Origin of the sequence: Kitasatospora sp. NPDC057738 (assembly GCF_042798815.1) — a bacterium.
Classification (GTDB): Bacteria; Actinomycetota; Actinomycetes; order Streptomycetales; family Streptomycetaceae; genus Kitasatospora; species Kitasatospora lactacystinica.
Genome location: NZ_JBHVJT010000062.1, coordinates 41188 through 58938, shown reverse-complemented (window position 1 = coordinate 58938; position 17751 = coordinate 41188). Strand labels below are relative to the sequence as shown.

18 protein-coding genes are annotated in these 17751 nt (G+C 73.8%); 7 read left to right on the top strand and 11 right to left on the bottom strand.

All coding sequences use genetic code 11. The annotated features are described in order from the left end of the window. Positions 1–38: 38 nt before the first annotated feature. Positions 39–614: a DUF4396 domain-containing protein gene (locus ACFVGO_RS28795; RefSeq protein ID WP_380634941.1), complete on the bottom strand. Its 576-nt coding sequence runs from the start codon at positions 612–614 to the stop codon at positions 39–41. 144 nt (positions 615–758) lie between these two features. Here ACFVGO_RS28795 and ACFVGO_RS28790 point away from each other — a divergent pair, with 144 nt between their 5' ends. Then, positions 759–1454 carry a class I SAM-dependent methyltransferase gene (locus ACFVGO_RS28790; RefSeq protein WP_359914624.1) on the top strand — a complete coding sequence of 232 codons (696 nt, stop codon included), beginning with the start codon at positions 759–761 and terminating at the stop codon, positions 1452–1454. A 33-nt stretch (positions 1455–1487) separates the two neighbouring features. Here ACFVGO_RS28790 and ACFVGO_RS28785 read toward each other — a convergent pair whose 3' ends face one another. Beyond that, on the bottom strand, positions 1488–1817 hold the full coding sequence (locus ACFVGO_RS28785) for a hypothetical protein (RefSeq protein ID WP_380634939.1): 330 nt from the start codon (positions 1815–1817) through the stop codon (positions 1488–1490). Positions 1818–1931: 114 nt separating this feature from the next. On the opposite strand from ACFVGO_RS28785, the gene ACFVGO_RS28780 reads away from it, so the two are divergent. Both ACFVGO_RS28780 and ACFVGO_RS28775 read left to right on the top strand, forming a co-directional pair. Next, positions 1932–2933, top strand: a complete 1002-nt coding sequence (locus tag ACFVGO_RS28780; protein ID WP_380634937.1) for an IS630 family transposase — start codon at positions 1932–1934, stop codon at positions 2931–2933. A 291-nt stretch (positions 2934–3224) separates the two neighbouring features. After that, the gene (locus ACFVGO_RS28775) at positions 3225–4067 is read left to right on the top strand and encodes an undecaprenyl-diphosphate phosphatase (protein ID WP_380353153.1); all 843 of its coding nucleotides are present in this window, start codon (positions 3225–3227) and stop codon (positions 4065–4067) included. Positions 4068–4156: 89 nt separating this feature from the next. Here the strand turns inward: ACFVGO_RS28775 and ACFVGO_RS28770 are convergent, their stop codons facing one another. Next, positions 4157–5668 (bottom strand): HEAT repeat domain-containing protein, encoded by a 1512-nt coding sequence (locus ACFVGO_RS28770; RefSeq protein WP_359914618.1) that lies wholly within the window; start codon positions 5666–5668, stop codon positions 4157–4159. A 288-nt stretch (positions 5669–5956) separates the two neighbouring features. Here ACFVGO_RS28770 and ACFVGO_RS28765 point away from each other — a divergent pair, with 288 nt between their 5' ends. Continuing rightward, positions 5957–6526 (top strand): hypothetical protein, encoded by a 570-nt coding sequence (locus ACFVGO_RS28765; protein WP_380634934.1) that lies wholly within the window; start codon positions 5957–5959, stop codon positions 6524–6526. Between the two features lie 61 nt (positions 6527–6587). Here ACFVGO_RS28765 and ACFVGO_RS28760 read toward each other — a convergent pair whose 3' ends face one another. Continuing rightward, a complete protein-coding gene (locus tag ACFVGO_RS28760) occupies positions 6588–8069 on the bottom strand; it encodes a hypothetical protein (protein ID WP_359914613.1) in 1482 nt (493 codons plus the stop codon). Positions 8070–8759: 690 nt separating this feature from the next. Here ACFVGO_RS28760 and ACFVGO_RS28755 point away from each other — a divergent pair. Continuing rightward, complete coding sequence (locus ACFVGO_RS28755; protein WP_380353152.1) at positions 8760–9821, top strand: aminoglycoside phosphotransferase family protein; 1062 nt, start codon at positions 8760–8762, stop codon at positions 9819–9821. A 208-nt stretch (positions 9822–10029) separates the two neighbouring features. Here ACFVGO_RS28755 and ACFVGO_RS28750 read toward each other — a convergent pair whose 3' ends face one another. The 4 genes from ACFVGO_RS28750 to ACFVGO_RS28735 form a co-directional block, all read right to left on the bottom strand. Continuing rightward, complete coding sequence (locus ACFVGO_RS28750; RefSeq protein ID WP_380634932.1) at positions 10030–11250, bottom strand: acyl-CoA dehydrogenase family protein; 1221 nt, start codon at positions 11248–11250, stop codon at positions 10030–10032. Between the two features lie 406 nt (positions 11251–11656). Beyond that, positions 11657–11740 carry a putative leader peptide gene (locus ACFVGO_RS28745; RefSeq protein WP_350526312.1) on the bottom strand — a complete coding sequence of 28 codons (84 nt, stop codon included), beginning with the start codon at positions 11738–11740 and terminating at the stop codon, positions 11657–11659. Positions 11741–11820: 80 nt separating this feature from the next. Beyond that, complete coding sequence (locus tag ACFVGO_RS28740; RefSeq protein ID WP_030058989.1) at positions 11821–12315, bottom strand: hypothetical protein; 495 nt, start codon at positions 12313–12315, stop codon at positions 11821–11823. A 734-nt stretch (positions 12316–13049) separates the two neighbouring features. Further along, the gene (locus ACFVGO_RS28735) at positions 13050–13277 is read right to left on the bottom strand and encodes a DUF397 domain-containing protein (RefSeq protein WP_359914630.1); all 228 of its coding nucleotides are present in this window, start codon (positions 13275–13277) and stop codon (positions 13050–13052) included. Between the two features lie 351 nt (positions 13278–13628). Here ACFVGO_RS28735 and ACFVGO_RS28730 point away from each other — a divergent pair, with 351 nt between their 5' ends. Further along, positions 13629–14168: a PTS fructose transporter subunit IIA gene (locus ACFVGO_RS28730; RefSeq protein WP_359914607.1), complete on the top strand. Its 540-nt coding sequence runs from the start codon at positions 13629–13631 to the stop codon at positions 14166–14168. A 166-nt stretch (positions 14169–14334) separates the two neighbouring features. On the opposite strand, the gene ACFVGO_RS28725 is transcribed toward ACFVGO_RS28730, so the two are convergent. The 3 genes from ACFVGO_RS28725 to ACFVGO_RS28715 form a co-directional block, all read right to left on the bottom strand. Further along, entirely contained in the window at positions 14335–14823 is a 489-nt protein-coding gene (locus ACFVGO_RS28725; protein WP_359914604.1) for an NUDIX domain-containing protein, read from the bottom strand. 10 nt (positions 14824–14833) lie between these two features. Then, positions 14834–15385 carry a sugar transferase gene (locus ACFVGO_RS28720; protein ID WP_380634929.1) on the bottom strand — a complete coding sequence of 184 codons (552 nt, stop codon included), beginning with the start codon at positions 15383–15385 and terminating at the stop codon, positions 14834–14836. Between the two features lie 284 nt (positions 15386–15669). Next, positions 15670–15894, bottom strand: a complete 225-nt coding sequence (locus ACFVGO_RS28715; RefSeq protein WP_359914598.1) for a hypothetical protein — start codon at positions 15892–15894, stop codon at positions 15670–15672. Between the two features lie 417 nt (positions 15895–16311). Here ACFVGO_RS28715 and ACFVGO_RS28710 point away from each other — a divergent pair, with 417 nt between their 5' ends. Continuing rightward, positions 16312–17607 (top strand): polysaccharide deacetylase family protein, encoded by a 1296-nt coding sequence (locus ACFVGO_RS28710; RefSeq protein ID WP_380353140.1) that lies wholly within the window; start codon positions 16312–16314, stop codon positions 17605–17607. Positions 17608–17751 lie beyond the last annotated feature (144 nt).

Genomic DNA, 17751 nt, shown 5'->3' with positions numbered 1-17751 from the left:
GTGCCGCGGGCGAGATGCTTCGATACCCTGGGGTGGTATCAGTGCCCGTGGTGGGCGTGCACCACGGCGTGGCCGCGCCCCCGGCCGATCATCCACTTGTTGACCGGGACGGTCAGCGCGAACGCCAGGGCCAGCGAACCCGCCAGCGCCACCCAGAACAACAGGTCACCGAGGCCCGCGTCCATCGCCCCCGGGACGGTGACCATCACGGTGTTGTCGATCAGCTCCATCACCAGGATCGAGACGGTGTCGGCGGCCAGCGCGACCTTGACCGCGGCGCCGACGTCGAGGCCGGCCTTCAGCACGCCGCGCATGGTCAGCGCGTAACCGAAGACGAAGGCCAGCAGGATCGAGAGCACCACGGTCGCGCCGTTGTGCAGGCCGAAGGCGGTGCCGAGCACCATGCCCAGGATCTCGCCGATGGCGCACCCGGTGAGGCAGTGCAGGGTCGCCTGCGCGGCCGTCCGCCAGCCGGCTCCGCCACCGCCGTGGGCCTGGTGGCCGTGGTGGCCGGCATGGTCGCGCCCATGGTGTCCGTGGTGCTCGTGCTGCTCGTGAGCGGCGTGCTGCCGGTCGGCCCGCTCCTGGTGCTCGTGCTGCTCGGGGTGTGCCATGTCGTCCTCCACGCGCCCCGGCGCCCCGTTCGGCGCCGCTTCCCTCGCTCCGTCGCTGTCGAACATATACCCCCCTGGGGTATCTGACAATCCCGTTCCGACGCCCTCTTCCCCTGTGCACCCGTCCGTGTTCCGATGAAGGGCATGGCAGACGAACGACGCGCGGGTTACGACGGAACGGGTGAGGGCGCGATCAGCCGGGACGGCTGCGCCGTCGAGGTGTGGAGCCGGCTCCCCGCGGGCGACGCCCCGGACGTGATCGAGGCCGCGGTGCCGCCCGGCGCGCGCATCCTCGAACTCGGTTGCGGCGTCGGCCGGATGACGCACCCGCTGACCGATCGCGGCTTCGCCGTGACGGCCGTGGACGAGTCCCCCGACATGCTGGCCCGGGTCCGTGCGGACGTCCGCACGGTGCGCAGCCGGATCGAGGAGCTGGACCTCGGCGAGCGCTTCGACGTCGTCGTGCTCGCCTCCTTCCTGGTGCACGCAGGTGACGTGACGGTCCGCCGGGGCCTGCTGGAGACCTGCCGCCGCCACGTCACCGAGGACGGCTGCGTACTGGTGCAGCGCGAGGGCGAGGACTGGCACCGGAACGTGCCGCGGGAGAGCGCCATCGGCCCGGACGCCCGGGCCCGGCTGGTCTCGGCCACACCGGTCGGCGACGGCGTCAACTCCGTGCGCTTCGAGTACGTTTTCCCGGACGGCACCTGGACGCAGACCTTCCTGTCCCGCCCGCTCGACACGGAGGCGTTCGAGCGGGCGCTCGCGGAGGCCGACCTGGTGGTCGAGCGCTACCTGACCGCGGACCGCACCTGGGTCCGGGCCCGGCCGGTGCTCTAGCGCTGCTCCGCAGAAGTTCGTTAGGGGTGTTGATCAGATGACCGATCCGTTGAGGTAGAGGTCGCCTGCGCAGTCGAGGGATTCTTCCGGGGAGCCGGCGGGCAGTCCGCTGGGCAGGATGTTGTCCTTGTAGCTGTCGCTGCTGGCGAGGTAGAGCGCGAAGCCCCACGTGTGCAGCACGCCGGTGAAGCGGAGACGGCACAGGGGGCGGCTGTGTTCGCCGGGCAATTCGGCTGCCACGTAGGCGAATCCTGCACGGAATCGGACCGTGATGGCTTTCACGTGCGGCCAGCGTTCGCGGGCGTGGTGGTTCAGGCGCTGGCGCAGGTGGTGCTGCATCGATTCCGGGGGGTTCTTGGGCACGGGCCCCATCCTGCCGGGTGCGGTGGCGGCCCGCCATGATCGGCTCGTGACGGGTGGGCAGGGGGCGGTCGCGGTGGTGTTGGAGGCGAAAGCCCGTGAGGGGCGGTGCGGACGGTGGCTTCGGCGAAGTCCGAGGTGCGGGCGGTGTTGCGGGCCCGGATCGTGCTCGCGGCGGCGGACGGGCTCGCCAACGGCGCCATCGCACGGGAGCTGGACGTCAGCGTGAACACAGTGCGCAAGTGGCGCGGGCGGTTCGCGGGCCGGGGCGTGGAGGGCCTGCGCGATGCCCGGCGGTCGGGACGGCCGAGATCGTACGGGCCCGAGGTGCGGGTGGCGATCGTGGCCACGGCGACGAGCATGGCGCCGTGGCCGGAGGCGACCTGGTCGCATCGGGCCATCGCCCAGCGGGTGGCCGGCACGTGCTTCGCGCCGGTCTCCGCCTCCCAGGTCGGGCGGATCCCGGCGGATCTGGACCTGAAGCCGCACAAGGTCCGTGGCTGGCTCACCCGCCGGGACACCCCCGACTTCTGGCGGCGGGCCGCCGATGTGTGTGCCCTCTACCTCGACCCTCCCGAGGGCACTGTGGTCCTCTCCATCGACGAGAAGACCGCGATCGCCGCCCGCTCGCGCCGCCATCCCGGGCGTTCGGCCCGTCCGGGCGAGCCCTGCCGGCGGGAGTTCGAGTACCGGCGCCACGGCACCGCCTCCCTTGTCGCGGCCCTCGACGTCTGCACCGGCGAGGTACTCACCGAGGTCATCCGCCGCAACGATGCGGCGACCTTCACCGCATTCCTGGGACAGCTCGACCGGGCGATCGCCCCTGGCAAGGAGATCCACGCCGTCCTCGACAACGGCTCCTCGCACACGGCCAGGCACACCAAGACCTGGCTGGCCGCGCACCCGCGCTGGCACGTCCGCTGGACCCCGCCGCACGCCTCCTGGCTTAACCAGGTCGAGTTGTTCTTCTCCGCCCTGACCCGCCGGGTCCTGCGGCACGGCGACTTCGCCAGCCGCGACGACCTGATCGACAAGCTGGAGGCTTACGCGATCGCGCACAACGAGACCGCGAAGCCCTACCGCTGGACCTACGAAGGCACCCCACTCAAGGCAGCCTGATCAACACCCCTCAACGAACTTCTGCGGGGCAGCACTAGGACGCGTCAGACACGCCCTGGACCCAACTCCGGGCGGGTTCCGGAGCGGCGGCGGGCTTGTGCGCAAAGCAGCGACAAAGGGTGAACAAAGAACCGTCACCTTCACCCCGTACCATCAGCCGCGCGCCGGGCTCGCGCGCGGCCCGCGGGCCGGGCGGGGCACGGCGGCCCCGCATGCCCTTCCGACCCGCAAGGACCCGCCCATGCCGCCCCTGCCCCACGCCCGACGGATATCCCCGGCGGGTGCCCGGTGATCGACTGGTTCCACGGGGCCGTCCTCGGCCTGATCCAGGGGCTCACCGAGTTCCTGCCGATCTCCTCCAGTGCCCACCTGCGGGTCTTCTCCGCCCTGTTGGGCTGGGACGACCCGGGCGCGGCCTTCACGGCCGTCACCCAGCTCGGCACCGAGACGGCGGTGCTGATCTACTTCCGCCGGGACATCGCCTCGATCATCAAGACCTGGTCGCTGTCCCTGTTCCGGCCGGCGCTGCGCTCGGACCCGGACGCGCGGATGGGCTGGTTCGTGATCATCGGCACCCTGCCGATCGGCATCCTGGGCAAGCTGTTCCAGGACACCATCGAGACCCACCTGCGCGACCTGCGGATCATCGGCACCACCCTGATCGTCTTCGGCCTGGTCCTGGCCTTCGCCGACCGCACCCGGGCCGTCCGCCACGCCCGTCCGATCACCGACCTCACGCTGCCGCACGCGGGCATCTACGGCTTCGCCCAGGCGCTGGCGCTGATCCCGGGCGTGTCCCGCTCCGGCGGCACGATCAGCGCGGGCCTGCTGCTCGGCTACAGCCGGGAGGCGGCCGCCCGCTACTCGTTCCTGCTCGCCATCCCGGCGGTGCTCGCCTCCGGGGCGCTGGAGCTGTTCAAGATCGGTGAGGGTCCGGCGCCGGCCTGGGGGCCGACCATCCTGGCCACCGTGATCGCCTTCGTGGTCGGCTACGCGGCGATCGCGTGGTTCCTGAAGTACATCTCCAGCCACAGCTTCATGCCGTTCGTGGTCTACCGGGTCCTGCTCGGCGTCCTGATCATCGGACTGGTCATCGGAGGCGTGCTGACCCCGGACGCGGGCGCCGTGAAGTAGAACCGGATTTCAGTGCGAGGACCCGCGGAAACGAGTGGGCCGGGACACCGTGTCGGTGTCCCGGCCCACTGAACGTTGTGGGCCCGACCCTAACGCCCGAACTCCCGGGCGGCGGTCAGTCGGCCGCGCACGGCGGCGTGGACCTCGGCCTCCTCGGCCGGGTCGGCGGCGAGCCTGCGCAACCGCTCCAGCACACGCGCGTCGCCCGTGGTGGCGACGTGGCGCGCGGCGAGCTCGCGCGTGGACTCCTCGCAGTCCCAGAGGCACTCGACGGCGGGCCCCTCGGGGAAGTGCACGTCGGTCGCGGCCAGCGCCTGGGCGGCGCGTCCGCGCAGCTCGGAGGAGGCGGCCTCGCCGTAGATGTGGCGCAGGACCGGCACGGCGTCGGCGGCGGCCAGCCGCCCCGCACCGTCCACCAGCGACCCGAGCCCGGTACCGCTGACCCCGCGCACGGAGATCCAGTGGCGCAGCCCGGCCACCACCAGCGGCGCGTCGGCCGGCTCCCCGGCGTCGGCGAGCAGCTGGACGGCGGCCTCGCCGAGCGCGCTGTCGGCACCGCCGCTGGCCGGGTCGGCCCAGCGGCGGGCGTGGGCCAGCACGTCGGGGCCGCGCATCCGGCCGAGCAGTTCCAGCGCGGCCCGGACGATCCGGTCGTCCACGTCCGCGGCGGCGGCCTCGATGAGCCCGACGGCGGCCGGGTCGCGCTGCTCGACCAGGTGGCGCAGGGCGGCCCGGCGCGCGCCGGGCAGGCCGTCGCGCGCCGCTTCCAGCAGCAGCGGGCGGTCCTCGGGCCGGACCACGGCGGTCAGGCAGCGGGCGGCGGCGGCGGCGCGGCGGTCCACCGCGTCGGGGCCGGACGGCGCGTCGCTGCCGCGTGCGGGCTCCCCACGGCCGTCGGGGCGGCCGAGGAAGGCACCGACCCCGAGGCCGCCGAGCTCGCCCTGGTCGGCCCAGGCCAGCACGTCGGCGGTGGACCAGCCGGGGGTGACGCCGCTGCGGTTGATCTGTCGCTGCCACAGGTCGAAGGGTGACTGCTCGCTGGCCGCGGCCACTCTGGGGTGGTAGGCCGCCCACAGCCGCCAGGGCCGGGGCTCGTACGCGTTGCGGATGAACTCGCGCAGCTCGGCGTCGCCCTCGGGGCCCGGCGCGAAGTGGTCCAGGACGGCGGTGCCGAGCAGCAGCAGGCCGCGGTCGTCGTCCCGCAGGGCGAGCTCGTCGAGGGCCCAGGACCAGTTGGCACCGGTGGCGGCGTACTCGCGCAGCATCAGCAGCGCGTCGCGCCGGCCGTACGCGGCGAGGTGGCCCAGGACGGAAAGGGCGAGGCCGGTGCGGCTCTCGTCGTCGGTGACCAGGTCCTCGGCGGAGTGGAGGTGGTCCTCGATGCCTTCGAGGGGGGCTTCCAGGTCCATGTAGATGCGGGCGTAGTAGAGGGAGCGGCTCTCGACCTGCCAGTCGGCTCGCGGGTCCCTGGTGACGCACTCCTCCAGCGCGGCGATGGCCTCGGCACGGTCGGCGGCCAGCGCGTGGAGCTGCCCGTCACCACGGCCTCGCTGAAGGAGGCCTAGGAGGCTGGCACTGGGTGCTATCACTGGCTCGAACATGAGGTCAGCATCCGTTGCGGCGGTCGGAGTGGCAACGGGATTTCCGTCGCCGGGGTCTCTGGTCGGTACTGCGGTGGGCGCCCGGGCGCCGGAATCACCGAAGGTTACCGCCTCGGGCCCCGGTCCGCACACAGGGCGACGAAGGCTCCGGCCACAGTGGCATATGCCAGAGGAATTTTGCCTGCGTTCTGTCCAAATCGCCCGCAAGGGTGACGACGCTGTGCGACAGTCTTCTCACTGTCCGAACGGCCCGCACCCCACGGGCCGTACCCGAGCGATGGGTTCGCCATGAACATGCCCTTAGGCGCCACCCGCCCGCCGGGAGCCGCCGCGGTGGACGGCGCCCCGACGGGCGGGAGCGGCACGGTGCACGGCACCGCGGCGGACGTTCCCGGCACCGCGGGCGGAAACGGTGCCGGCGACGGCACGGGCGACGCCGGCAGCGGAACGGACGGCAGAGTGGACGGCACCGCGCAGGAGCCGTCCGGCCGCTACCTGGACAACGGCGGCGGCCACGGCGCGATCGACGACGGTCCGCTCGGCTCCGCCGCATGGGACCTGCTCACCGACGGGATCCACTGGAGCCCGGAGACCTACCTCCTCCTCGGCTGCGACCCGGACCACGGCCCGCTCAGCCTCGACCGGCTGCCCGACCGCCTCCCCGAAGCGGACCGGCCGCTGCTGCGGCGGATGATGACCGACGCCCTGGTGCACGGCCGCCACGCCGCCGGCACCCTGCGGGTCCGCCGCCCCTGCGGACGGCACGACGGCGTCGAGTGCGCGAGCGAGCCCGTCCTCGGCACGGACGGCACCGTGGTCGCCCTGCACATGCTGCTCCGCCCGGCCCCGCCGCTCTGACTCCGACGGACGGGCGCCCGCGCCCCCGGGGCGCACCCGCCGGAGGCCACCCGGGAGCCCGTCAGGTCAGCCGCCGCCGGTTCTTGGCGTCCGCCGCCCGCAGCTCCCGGCCCAGTTCCTCCCGCAACTCGTCCACCACCGCCAGCCCCCGGTACTGCGCGGTCAGCCGGTACATCTCCCGCAGCCGGTCCCAGGTCCGGTGCGAGGAGTTCTGGCCGATCAGGTTCAGCACCATCTTGGCCTGGAACTGTGCCGCGTCCGGCTCCCCGGTGATCAGGTGCACCGACGCCAGGGTGATCCGGTCGAACAACGCCGAACGCAGCTGTCCGGTGCCCTCCCGCAGCGTGATCACCCGCTCCGCGTGCCGACGGGCCTCGGCGGCCGCCGCCGGGACGTGCTCCGACAGCGTGCGCAGCACCAGGGCCTGCATACCGCGCAGTTCGGCTTCGTCGAACACCTGCATCCACGAGGGCGGCGGCTCCGACGCCTCCTCGCCGAACAGGTCCTCGGCCTCCCCCAGCAGCCGGTAGGTGTCCTGGGAGTGCCCGATCGACGCGTGCGCCCACGCCTCGACGGTATTGAGCATGGCGCGCGTTCTGGGCAGCAGCCGCCCGCCGCCCGCCTTGGCCGCCGCCATCAGGTCGAGCGCGTCGTCGGCCCGGCCCAGGTGCACCATCTGCCGTGCGGCCCGGGAGATCGCCTCACCCGCCCGCGGCCGGTCGCCGGCCTCCTTGGCCGCGTCCGCCGCCATCATGAAGTACTTCTGGGCGGTGGGCTCCAGGCCCACGTCGTGCGACATCCAGCCCGCCAGCACCGCCAGGTTGGCCGCGACCAGCCAAAGCCGCTGCTCGACCGCCGGTGCGTGCCGGTGCGTCAACAGCCCGCCGACCTCGTTCAGTTGGCCGACCACCGCCTTGCGCTGCAAGCCGCCGCCGCGGGCGGCGTCCCAGGCCCGGAACACCTGCACCGAGTGCTCCAGCGACTCCACCTCGTCGAACCCGACCGGGCCCGCGTCGTACACGTCCACCACCGGGTGCGCTCCGCTCCCGGTGACCACCTGTCGCGGCCCGGGGACGGACGCCGCGTACGCGACCGCGTCCCCTCCCAGCCAGCCCTTCAGCGAGTCGGCGATGACCGCCCCGGCCGTGAGCGCGGCTCCGGCGCCCACCAATCCACGTCGGTTCAGCATGAGGTCCATTCCCGTGAACTCGGTGAGGACCGCGGCTGTTCGATCCGGCGACCACGGGACTGCTCCGGACGTGTCCGCTCCGGACCTGGTGGGCCGGTGTCGTTCCAGACCGAGGTCCTCAGTGGTGACGACACGGCCGAGCCGCTCCGTGAACACGGCCGCCAGCACCCTCGGCACCGGATCGCGCGGGATCTCCCCCTGCTCGATCCAACGCCGTACCCTCGACGTGTCGGTGGACAGCTGCAGCTGACCCATCGCGGCACCCCGACGGTTGACCAGCCGCGCCAGCTCGCCCTTCGACCATCCGGTCAGGACGAACAGATCGGCCAGTCGGGTGTTGGGTTCCCTGCTCAATGAAGCCCCCAGGTTCCTCGGCTGATCCGAGGCTAGAGGCTCGGGCAAGTGCCGGGCGAGCATTCGCCACCGTTCGCCAGGGCCCGCCAGACTACTAAGCCAGTGCCCGACGGGTGTGTTGTAGGGGTGCGCCACCTCGCCCCCCGGGTCGGGCGGCGTCCCACCAGCGTCGGGGCTGTCCCCCGACGGTGGCGCGGGGCGCTCCCGGTCCTCACCCGAGGGGGTGGCGCGGCCGGGTGGCGCGGGAGCGCCGGGCACGGCCACGGCAGTCCGGCCGACCGCATTCCCCAGGGTGCGGACGGCCGGAGCACCGCCGAACAGGGGTTCCCGACCCCGCGTCCGTGCCCGGCGCCCGCGCACCACCCCCCGCACGGCACGACGTACCGCACCACCCGACGTACCGAACCACCCGCAGGGCCGCCGTCGCGCCAGGAAGCACACGGCACCCGCCCTCCCCCGCCCCCGCGGGGCAACACCCGCCGACGGACCGGAAGGGACCACCCTCAGCCCATGTACTCCTCAGCGACGACCCCCACGCCCACCGCGACCCGCCCCGCGCTGCGCCCCCCCGCCGCAGCCGCCGGCCGCACCGGCCCGAGGGCGGTGCCCCCGGCGAGCCGTCCGGCGGCCCCGCGCGGCGCGGAGGGCCGGGCCACGGACACCCGGGTCGTCCCGACCGGCCGCACGGCGATGGGCCCCACCGGCCGTACCGCGCTGGGGCTGCGCGCCCCCGAGGCCGCCATGCCGGCCGGTGGCCGGATGCCGCTGGCCCGGCAGGCCGACGGCCAGGTGCTGCGGGCCCGGCGGCCCGGCCAGCCCGGCGGCGGCCCCGAGCGGATCGATCCCTCGGCGCTCCAGACCCCGGCGGTCCGGGCGGCGCTCGCCAGTGTCGCGCGGATATGTCCCGCGTTCACTCCGCGCCAGGTCCTGCGCGAGGGCAGCCGCCACATCCTGGTGGCGGGCACCATCGGGCGGGCTCCGGTGGTCGCCAAGTGCCTGGCGCCGCAGGCGGTGCGGAGTGAGTACTTCGAGCAGCTGGTGGCCGACTTCCACCACGAGGTCGCGGTCTACCGGGCGTTCGTCCGGCACCGCCCGCCGGTGCGGCTGCCCCGGCTGGTGGCGGCCGACCACGACCGGTGCGTGCTGGTCATGGAGCGCGTCCCCGGGCGCCCGGCCGCCCGCGAGCGCCACCCGGTCAACGCGCCCACCCCGGGCGAGGTGCGGGCGCTGCTCACCGCGGTCCGCACGCTGAACCTGTGGCGGCCGCCGACCGACGTCTTCCAGCCGCGCCTGGACTACCAGTTGGAGATCGCCCGCTACCACTCGGTGGGCCAGCTCACCGACCGGGACGCCGGCGACCTGCGCGGCCTGCTGCACGGCCTCGGCCACACCCCGCTCCAGCTCTGCCACGGCGACGCCCTGCTCAGCAACATGCTGCTGGCGCCGTCCGGCCCGGTGCTGGTCGACTGGGAGCAGGCCGGCTGGTACCTGCCCGGCTACGACCTGGCGGTGCTCTGGAGCGTCCTGTCCGGGGACACCGCGGCACGCCGCCAGATCAGCCAACTCGCCCAGAACGGCGGCACGATGGCCCGGGACGCGTTCCTGGTGAACCTGGTGCTGGTGCTCATGCGGGAGATCCGGCTGTACGACGTGCCGGGCGCCGGCGAGGAGCAGCGGATCATGATCCGCCGGCTCTACGACGACGCGGCGCTCGCCCGCCGCGCCGTCCGCGCCGCGGTCGGGACCCGCTGAGCCGCGGCGGTCCGACGCCCCACCGCCAAGCCCTGCCCTGCTCGCCCCGCTCGCCCTGCTCGCCCTGCTCGCCCCGCTCGCCCCGCTGGTCGGCGCGGGCGGGGCTTGGCGGTGGGGTCCGGGCATCGCCGGGCGGAGGTCGGGGGCCTCTCCCGGCCGCCGGGCCGGGGCCCGTCGTGGCTCCGGGAACGGCCGCCGGGCCCGGGCGCTACGGCCGGGTGCCCCGTTCCAGCGCGGCCCGTCCGACGGCCTCCAGGACGGTCTCGTCGGCGGCCAGGTGCACCCGGCTGCTGAGCACGTCCCGCAGGTAGCGCTCCAGCGGGTGACGCCGGCTCAGGCCGGGGTTGCCGGTGAGGGCGACGGCCTGCTGGACCACCGCCGTCGCGGCCCGGGTCGCCAGCAGGTGGGCCGGACCGGTCCGGGCGACCGCCTCCGGCTCGCCCCGGTCCACCCGGGCGGCCAGCCCCTCGACCAGTTCCTCGGCACCGATCAGCTGGGCCTCGATCTCGCCGAGGGCGGTCCGGTAGCGCGGCAGGGTGCCGAGCGGCTCGGTCAGGTTGGCCGGAGTGCGCTGGTTGAGGAAACGGATCAGCCAGGCCTCGGCGGCCCGGGCAACACCGATCGCCACCGCGGAGAGGGCCAGGTCGTGCCAGGCCAGGGAGAGTTCGGCCCCGGCGTCGACGTCCTGACGGGCCGTCCGGCGGCCGACGGTCAGGCCGAGCGCGAGGTCGGCCGGCACCCGGACCCCGTCCAGTACGACATCGTGGCTGGCGCTGGCCCGCAGGCCGAGCTGGTCCCAGGTCGGGTCGATCTCCAGGCCCTCGCTCTCGCCGCGGACCAGGAAGGTGCCGACCCTCGGCTCCTCCTCGTCGGTCCGCGCGGTGACCGCCATCCAGGCGAGTGCCTCGGCGCCGGTGCAGTAGGTCTTCCGGCCCGTCAGCAGCCAGCCGTCGCCGTCCCGTCGGGCGACCGTGGCGGGCAGCTCGCCCACGACGGCCCCGGGCTCCGCCCGCAGGGTGTTGATCAGTACCGGGCCGCGCCGGGACTCGGTGAGCAGCCGCCGGTAGCCGGCCGTCGGCCAGTCGGCGCGGCGGGCCTGCTCGGCGTGCCGGAGCAGGGTGAAGGCGGTGACCACGGCCACCGAGGCGTCGCCGCGGCCGAGTTGGGACAGCACCCGGACGGTGTCGGCGAGCGTTCCGCCCGGACCGCCGTACCGCGCGGAGACGGTGAGGGTGAGCAGCCCGGCCTCGTGGACCGCCTCGATCCCCTGGTAGGGGAAGGTCGCGTCGCGGTCGTGCTCCTCGGCGCGGGCGGCCAGCAGGTCGACCACCCGGGGCAGCCCGGCGAGAGCGGCCTCGATCCCGGTGCGGTCGGGCACGGGGTCGGTGGAGGCGGACGCGGCGGGCGCGGTGGCGGAGGCGGAACGCACCGGGCCGGCGGAAGCGGGCGCGGTGGAAGCGGCGGACGCGGAGCCGGAAGCGGGCGAGGTGGAAGCGGCGGACGCGGGACCGGCGGAACCGGTGGGTGTGGAACCGGTGGATTCGAGATGGCCGGAATCGGACCGGTCGGAATCCGCCGTTCGCGGGGCGGTCCGGGAACGGCGTCCGGCGGGAGCGTCCTCGGACGCACGATCGACGGTCGAACGGTTGACGGTGCGGGTCGTCATGATGCGGTGCCTCCGGGCGGCAGCGTGGGCTCGGCGAATGCGGGCGGCACGCCGTACGGGCGCGCGGTACCGACTGGCGGCCCCGGAGGCCGGCTCACGGCCCGCCCCCTGGTGTCGGCGCCGACCGGACACCCGGTCGACCGCCCGCCGCCGGGGGACGAATCCCCCCTCAGCGGCCCGGACACGCCGCGCTGGCGGTGCGCCGCAGGTCCAGATGCCTGCGACGGGTCAGCAGCGGGAGACGGCACGGCATGTTCGCGACTGTACGAACCGTTGATCGATACCGTCAAGCAGCGTCCGCCCCCCGGGCGGGACCGGTCGGCCCCGCCGGGATCAGCCCTGCTGGAACATGTCCGCGGGGAGCGGCTTCAGCAGCTGATACAGGTCGTCCGAAATCGGTCGGTCCCAGGACGCGATGGTGACCAGGACGCCGTCGCTGCGGCCGAACTGGGCGCAGAACACGCGTTCCTCGCTGACCTTGACCTTCTTCACGATCAGCAGGTCGTCCCCGAGCATCACCGGGAAGTCCTCGGCCGAGACGAACTCGACCGGCTCGTCGTTCTCCAGCGCCGCGAGCAGCTGCCGCACCTCGAAGGGCACGTCGTCGCCGGTCTCCCGGGCGGGCGAACCCTCGGGGAGGTTGCCGATGAACATCGCCGGGCCTCTGCCGCCGAACAGGTCGTAGCGCAGGAAAATCCCCTGGCAGGAGCCGTCCGGGCCGGTCATCATGGCCGCACCGAAGTCACCGGGCCAGTCACCCGGGTCCATCGCGAGCACGTCGAAGTCCGGGCCGGCGGGCTGTCCGGAGCGACGGCGGAGAAAAGACATGGGAACATCGTACGTGTCCGGCAGACCACGCTCGCGAGGTGGGTGGGGCGCCGCCGGGGGACGAGCGGGAGATCGACGCTCAGAGACCAATGTTGACTCTGAGCAACCGTCCGGGCTACGTTCGGTTCAGCACGACAGCCGTTCTGGGTTTCACCCTTCGGGGGGACGGCATGTCGCAACGCGGCCCTACACGCGTTTCCCTCACTGTGCACTTGTCGTGCCGAACCGCCGAGCACCCAGCTTCGTCGTCGCACACTGCACGAACACACAAGCCAACAGTTCCATGCATCACAAGCCAGATCCGCGGGGCCCCGGCCCGTCGCTCCCGTGGATCTGCTCGGGACGCCGCCGCGTGGGGGCGTGCGGGTCCCGAGCATCGGTGCCGTCATCCGAGTCGCTCTCGGCGTCGGCGCCAACCTCCCGGCGACTGCCGGCCCCTCATGGGGCCGGGACCGGCCGACGCACCCCGGTGCGCAGGGGATGACTGGGAGGATGGCCTGGCAGTAGTGCCGGGCCGCACAGCAGGCGCCGTGTCTGGCCGCGTGGGGGCGGTGGGCACGGCGTCTGCCCGTGCTCATACTCTGAGCTGCGTTTGTCTAACAGTCAACAGAAATTCTGACGGGGCACGCTCAATGGATCATCACTTGTGATGTTCGGACCCGAAAGATCGTCTGCGGAGCGGACCCCCGTCGATCGGGGGTCCGCTCCCGCTGTGAACCGCCCGGCGCGCCGCCTCAGGTGAGGTCGAACTCGCCGTCCCGGGCGCCGAGCACGAAGGCCCGCCACTCGCCCGGCGTGAAGACCAGGACCGGCCCGTCCTCCTGACGACCGTCCCGCATCCCGATGTAGCCGTCCACGAAGGCGATCTGCACGTCCCCGACGCCCTGACTGCTGCACAGCCACTCCGCCCCGGTGAAGTCCACCCTGGGCTTCCCGTTCGGCGCCAACTCCGGCCGCGCCACGCCGGCCTCCGTATTCGTCCCGCTGCTGGATCCCACTGACCGATCTCCTCCCGACGGCGTTCCGGAACCAGCCTAGCCACACCGCCCGGCCCCGGTCAGCGGGTTGACGAGGACTCCTCCGGGCGGGGACGGACACCGCCGGAGGACGGGTCGAGGCGTGTCCCGACCGGCGGGGGCGGCGGGCAGCTGCCAGAGTGCTGCCAGGGCGCCGCCCGACCGCCCTGCCGGCCCGCGCCACTCGAACGATTCGGCCACCGGTCCGGACGCCGATACGTTCACCGGCCCCGCCCACTGACCCACCCAACGATCCATCCACCGGTCCACCCAACGATCCGCTCAAGGGAGCAGCCGATGAGCCGCCGGGACGGCACCCGCGCCGACGTCATCCCCATCTCCGACGCCCCTTCGGCCCACCCCCCGGCACCCCGTACGCCCCCCTCGCCCACCTCGTTGCCCCGGCCGACCCCCGCCCGGCCCGCCGTGCACGGGCGGGTCGGGATCGTCCTGGTCTCGCACAGCCAGGAACTGGCCACCGCCGTACGTTCCCTCGCGCTCGCGTTGACCGGATCCGACTCCCCCGCACCGGTCGCCGCCACCGGGGGCGACCCGTCTGACGGACCGGGCATCAGCGCCGTCCTGGTGGCCGCCGCGACCCGACGGGTGGACCAGGGCCACGGCGTGGTGGTGCTCGCCGACCTGGGCGGGGCGGTCACCACCGTCCGCGCGCTGCTGTCCGACGCGGACGAGCACGGACTGCCGTTCCCCGTCAGGTTCGCCAACGCCCCGTTCGTCGAGGGCGCGGTGGCCGCCACCGCGACCGCCACGGCGGGCGGGGACCTGGCCGCGGTGCTGGACGCGGCGGAGGAGGCCTACCGGCAGTACAAGGGCTGACCTCGCCCGGGCGGGGCCCTGTGGGTCGGGCGGGCGCGTGCAGGCTCGGCGGGTGCGGCAGGCTCGGCGGGTGCGGCAGGCTCGGCGGGTGCGGCGGACGCGGCTCGCCCGGCGGGCGCCCCTGGTGCGGCGGCCGCGACGGGCACGGCCGGTGGGCCGCTCGGGCTCAGGGGCGTTCCTTGCCCTCCCAGGTGAAGACCGCCGGCCCCTCGCACTCCAGCGCGTGGCGCAGCCGTTCGTGCTCGGTCTCGATCATCGGCGGCAGCTCGTCCAGCCCGAACCAGCCGACGTCCAGCGACTCGTCGTCGTTCACCCGCGCCTCGCCGCCGACCGCGCGGCAGCGGAAGGTCAGCACCAGGTACTGCGTCACATCGCCGTTCGGGTACGTGACCTGCGGCGAGACCGTGACGGAGGCGAGCAGCTCGGGCACGACCACCACCCCGGTCTCCTCCTCGCACTCGCGCACCACGCCGTCTGCGGGCTGCTCGCCCGGGTCGAGGATGCCGCCGACCGGCGCCCACCGGCCGTCGTCGGCCCGGCGGGCCAGCAGCACCCGGTCGCGGTCGTCCAGCACGACGGCGACGACGGCGCTGAGCCAGAGCGGACGGGTACCCACGATGGCGCGGAGTTCGGCGAGGAAAGGGGGAATGGCCATGAACCGCAGCCTATCGGGGCGGTTCCGGGCCGACCCGGTGCGCCCGGCCGGTGTCGGGCCGCAGCAGGGCGAGCACGGTGAGCCCGAGGATGTGCAGGTCGAGCCCGAGCGAGCGGTGCTCGACGTACCAGAGGTCGAGTTCGGCCCACTCGGGACGGCTGAGCGGGCGGGGCGTCCGGCCGCGGTCCAGGGCGTGCAGTTGGGCCCAGCCGGTGAGGCCGGGCCGCACCGCGAGTCGGCCGCGCTCTCGCCGGGAGTAGCCCACGACCTGGACGGGGCTGGCCGGCCGGGGACCGATCACCCCCATCTCGCCGCGCACCACGTTCCACAGCCGGGGCAGCTCGTCCAGGCCGGTGCGGCGCAACAGGGTGGTGAGCCGACCGTCCCCGCCGGTCCGGAAGCGCAGGATCTGGAACTCGCGGCCGTGCCGTCCGGTCCGCGTCTGCCGCTGGAGCACCGGGCCGCCGGCGGAGCAGCGGAGCAGGACGGCGATCAGCAGGGCCAGCGGCAGCGCGACGATCGCGGCCAGGGCGGCGACGGCGAGGTCGCCGGCGCGTCTCATGAGGCGGCCACGGCACGATCCGGTCTGGCGCCCATCGCTCCCCCTCCGCGGCGCTTCGAGTCGAGTCGGAAGAACGCATTCACAGTAGAGGCGGGATGAAGCCGTTGTCCGGGAATGGTGAAAGAAGAGGGCCCAAGATTGTCAGACTGGACGATATTCAGTCGGTCTGACCAATTTCGCTCGATCGGTCGTTTCGAAATGCCGAGAGCGATCGACATAACGGGTGGGGGCGACGCCCGGACGGAACCCGCCTGCCGTACGACCGGCACCCCGGCCGGGAGCCGTCAGAGCACGGCGCGGCGGCGGTCGCGGAACACGCCGAACGCGATCCGGCCCAGCAGCAGGACGCCGGCGGCCAGACAGCCGGCCACCGCCATCGCCCAGGCCGGCCCGTCACTGTCCGGCACGAACACGGCCACGGCGATGCCGAGCACCAGGCAGGCCAGGCCCACCACGGCCAGCGGGAGCTGGTGGGTGACCAGCGCTCCGCCACTGCACGCGCGAGCCATTCGGGAGGCCCCGTGGAGATGGAAGGGGTCACGGTCCGCATCTGCCATGAGCCCAAGGTACCCCGGGGCGGGGCGAGCGGCAGCCCGCAGGGAGTGAAGGGTCGAACACCCTCTGCGACCGGAGAATCCGGGCTGGTCAGGGGCCCACCGAGATCGCCGCGAGGTGTGTCCGAGACGTCGGCGCGGGCATTCCGGCTCCACAATCAGTCCACGAAAAATCCTCGTCCCCCCGGTACAACCATCGGTCCGGTACAGCGGTCTCAATGGCATTGAGTGATCCAGGAGCCGTTCGAGGGTGGGCGTGAACCCCCACCGAGAACAGGAATATCCAGGAGCGGAGCCGCCGCCCCTGGAGTCGGAGGCCGGGCTCCGTCCTCCGGCGGTACCGCCACGCCGCTCGGCGAACGAGGGGGAACCGTGCCGCAGTCCCAGTCCAGTACATCGATCTCCATGGCCCGCGCCCGGCCGGCACCCGGCCTGCGCGCGCTGCCCCCGCCCACCGGACGGCCCGCCGACCGGCGCGACATCGGCCGGCCCACCGACCGCCCGGCCGCCGACCGCCTGCACGGCGGGCTGCTCCACGGCGAACTCCTGCACGACGAACTCCTGCGCAGTGAGCTTCTGCGCAGTGAGCTTCTTCACGACGACCATCGACACGGCGAGCCTCGGCATCGCGAGCCTCGGCCCGGCGGACACCGGGATGTCGGACACCGGGATGCCGGGCACCGGGACGGCGGGGGCCGTCACGGCGGGCACCGGGACGGCGGGGGCCGTCACCGGGCGGCCGGCGGCACGGAACAGCAGGACGCTCGGGGCGAATGGCTGCGGTTCGCCCCCGTCCAGCCGCTGTTCCGGGCCCTGGCCGCCCAGCGACTCGCCGTGCTCGCCTACCACGGGGTGACCGACCACCACTCCTTCGGCGCCCAGCTCGACCGGCTCCAGCGGCTCGCGACACCCGTCTCGCTCGGCGCGGTCCTCCAGGCCGTCACCGAGCGGCGGCCGCTGCCGCCCAGGAGCGTCCTGGTCACCTTCGACGACGCCGACCGGAGCGTGCTCACCCACGCCCTGCCGGCCCTCGACGCCCGGGGCATTCCGGCCACCGCGTTCGTCATCTCGGAGCTCATCGGCACCGAGCGGCCGTTCTGGTGGCACGAGGCCGACTTCCTGGCCCGGCACGGGGGCCGGGCCCGCTCGCTCGACTGCGGACACCCGTCCCAACTGCTCCGGCGACTCAAGGCCATGCCGGACCCGGACCGCCGGCGCAGCCTGCACGAGCTGCGGGTCAGCGCCGACCGCCGGCCGCCCCGCCAGGAGCAGCTGACCCCGGCCGACCTGCTCGCCCTGCGGGACGGGGGCGTCGCCATCGGCAACCACACCCAGGGGCACCCGTGCCTCGGGCGCTGCGACGACGACACCGTGCGCACCGAGATCACCGGTGCCCACGAGGCCCTCACCCACTGGCTGGGCGAACCACCGATCGCCTTCGCCTACCCGGACGGCGGCCACGACGTCCGTGCTGAAACCGTTCTGCAGGAGCTCGGCTACCGCCTCGGCTTCCTCTCCGACCACCGCCTGGGCCCCCGGCTCCCCTCCCATCCCCTCCAGATCAGCCGCCTCCAGGTCGACTCCACCACCAGCACCCGCCGCTTCGACACCATCCTGTCCGGCCTGGAACCCGCCTACCGCCGCTGGCGCCGTCAGGCCGTCGCCTAACGGGGGGCAGCAGGCCCCCACCTGCGCGCAGGAAGTCGGCTCGGGCGGACTCCTTCGCGCGGCACACCCCCAGTTCGCTTGCCCCCCCGGGCCCGGAGGTGTCGCCCCAGAAAAGCCACCACCCCCCCCCCCGCCCCCCCCAAC

Excerpts from the sequence above, each read along its gene's own strand:
- ACFVGO_RS28795 (WP_380634941.1), bottom strand. The coding sequence starts at position 614 with ATGGCACACCCCGAGCAGCACGAGCACCAGGAGCGGGCCGACCGGCAG.
- ACFVGO_RS28745 (WP_350526312.1), bottom strand. The coding sequence starts at position 11,740 with ATGCCGTGCCGTCTCCCGCTGCTGACCCGTCGCAGGCATCTGGACCTG.
- ACFVGO_RS28765 (WP_380634934.1), top strand. The coding sequence starts at position 5,957 with ATGAACATGCCCTTAGGCGCCACCCGCCCGCCGGGAGCCGCCGCGGTG.
- ACFVGO_RS28715 (WP_359914598.1), bottom strand. The coding sequence starts at position 15,894 with ATGGCTCGCGCGTGCAGTGGCGGAGCGCTGGTCACCCACCAGCTCCCG.
- ACFVGO_RS28755 (WP_380353152.1), top strand. The coding sequence starts at position 8,760 with ATGGGCCCCACCGGCCGTACCGCGCTGGGGCTGCGCGCCCCCGAGGCC.
- ACFVGO_RS28730 (WP_359914607.1), top strand. The coding sequence starts at position 13,629 with ATGAGCCGCCGGGACGGCACCCGCGCCGACGTCATCCCCATCTCCGAC.
- ACFVGO_RS28725 (WP_359914604.1), bottom strand. The coding sequence starts at position 14,823 with ATGGCCATTCCCCCTTTCCTCGCCGAACTCCGCGCCATCGTGGGTACC.
- ACFVGO_RS28770 (WP_359914618.1), bottom strand. The coding sequence starts at position 5,668 with ATGTTCGAGCCAGTGATAGCACCCAGTGCCAGCCTCCTAGGCCTCCTT.
- ACFVGO_RS28720 (WP_380634929.1), bottom strand. The coding sequence starts at position 15,385 with ATGAGACGCGCCGGCGACCTCGCCGTCGCCGCCCTGGCCGCGATCGTC.
- ACFVGO_RS28740 (WP_030058989.1), bottom strand. The coding sequence starts at position 12,315 with ATGTCTTTTCTCCGCCGTCGCTCCGGACAGCCCGCCGGCCCGGACTTC.
- ACFVGO_RS28790 (WP_359914624.1), top strand. The coding sequence starts at position 759 with ATGGCAGACGAACGACGCGCGGGTTACGACGGAACGGGTGAGGGCGCG.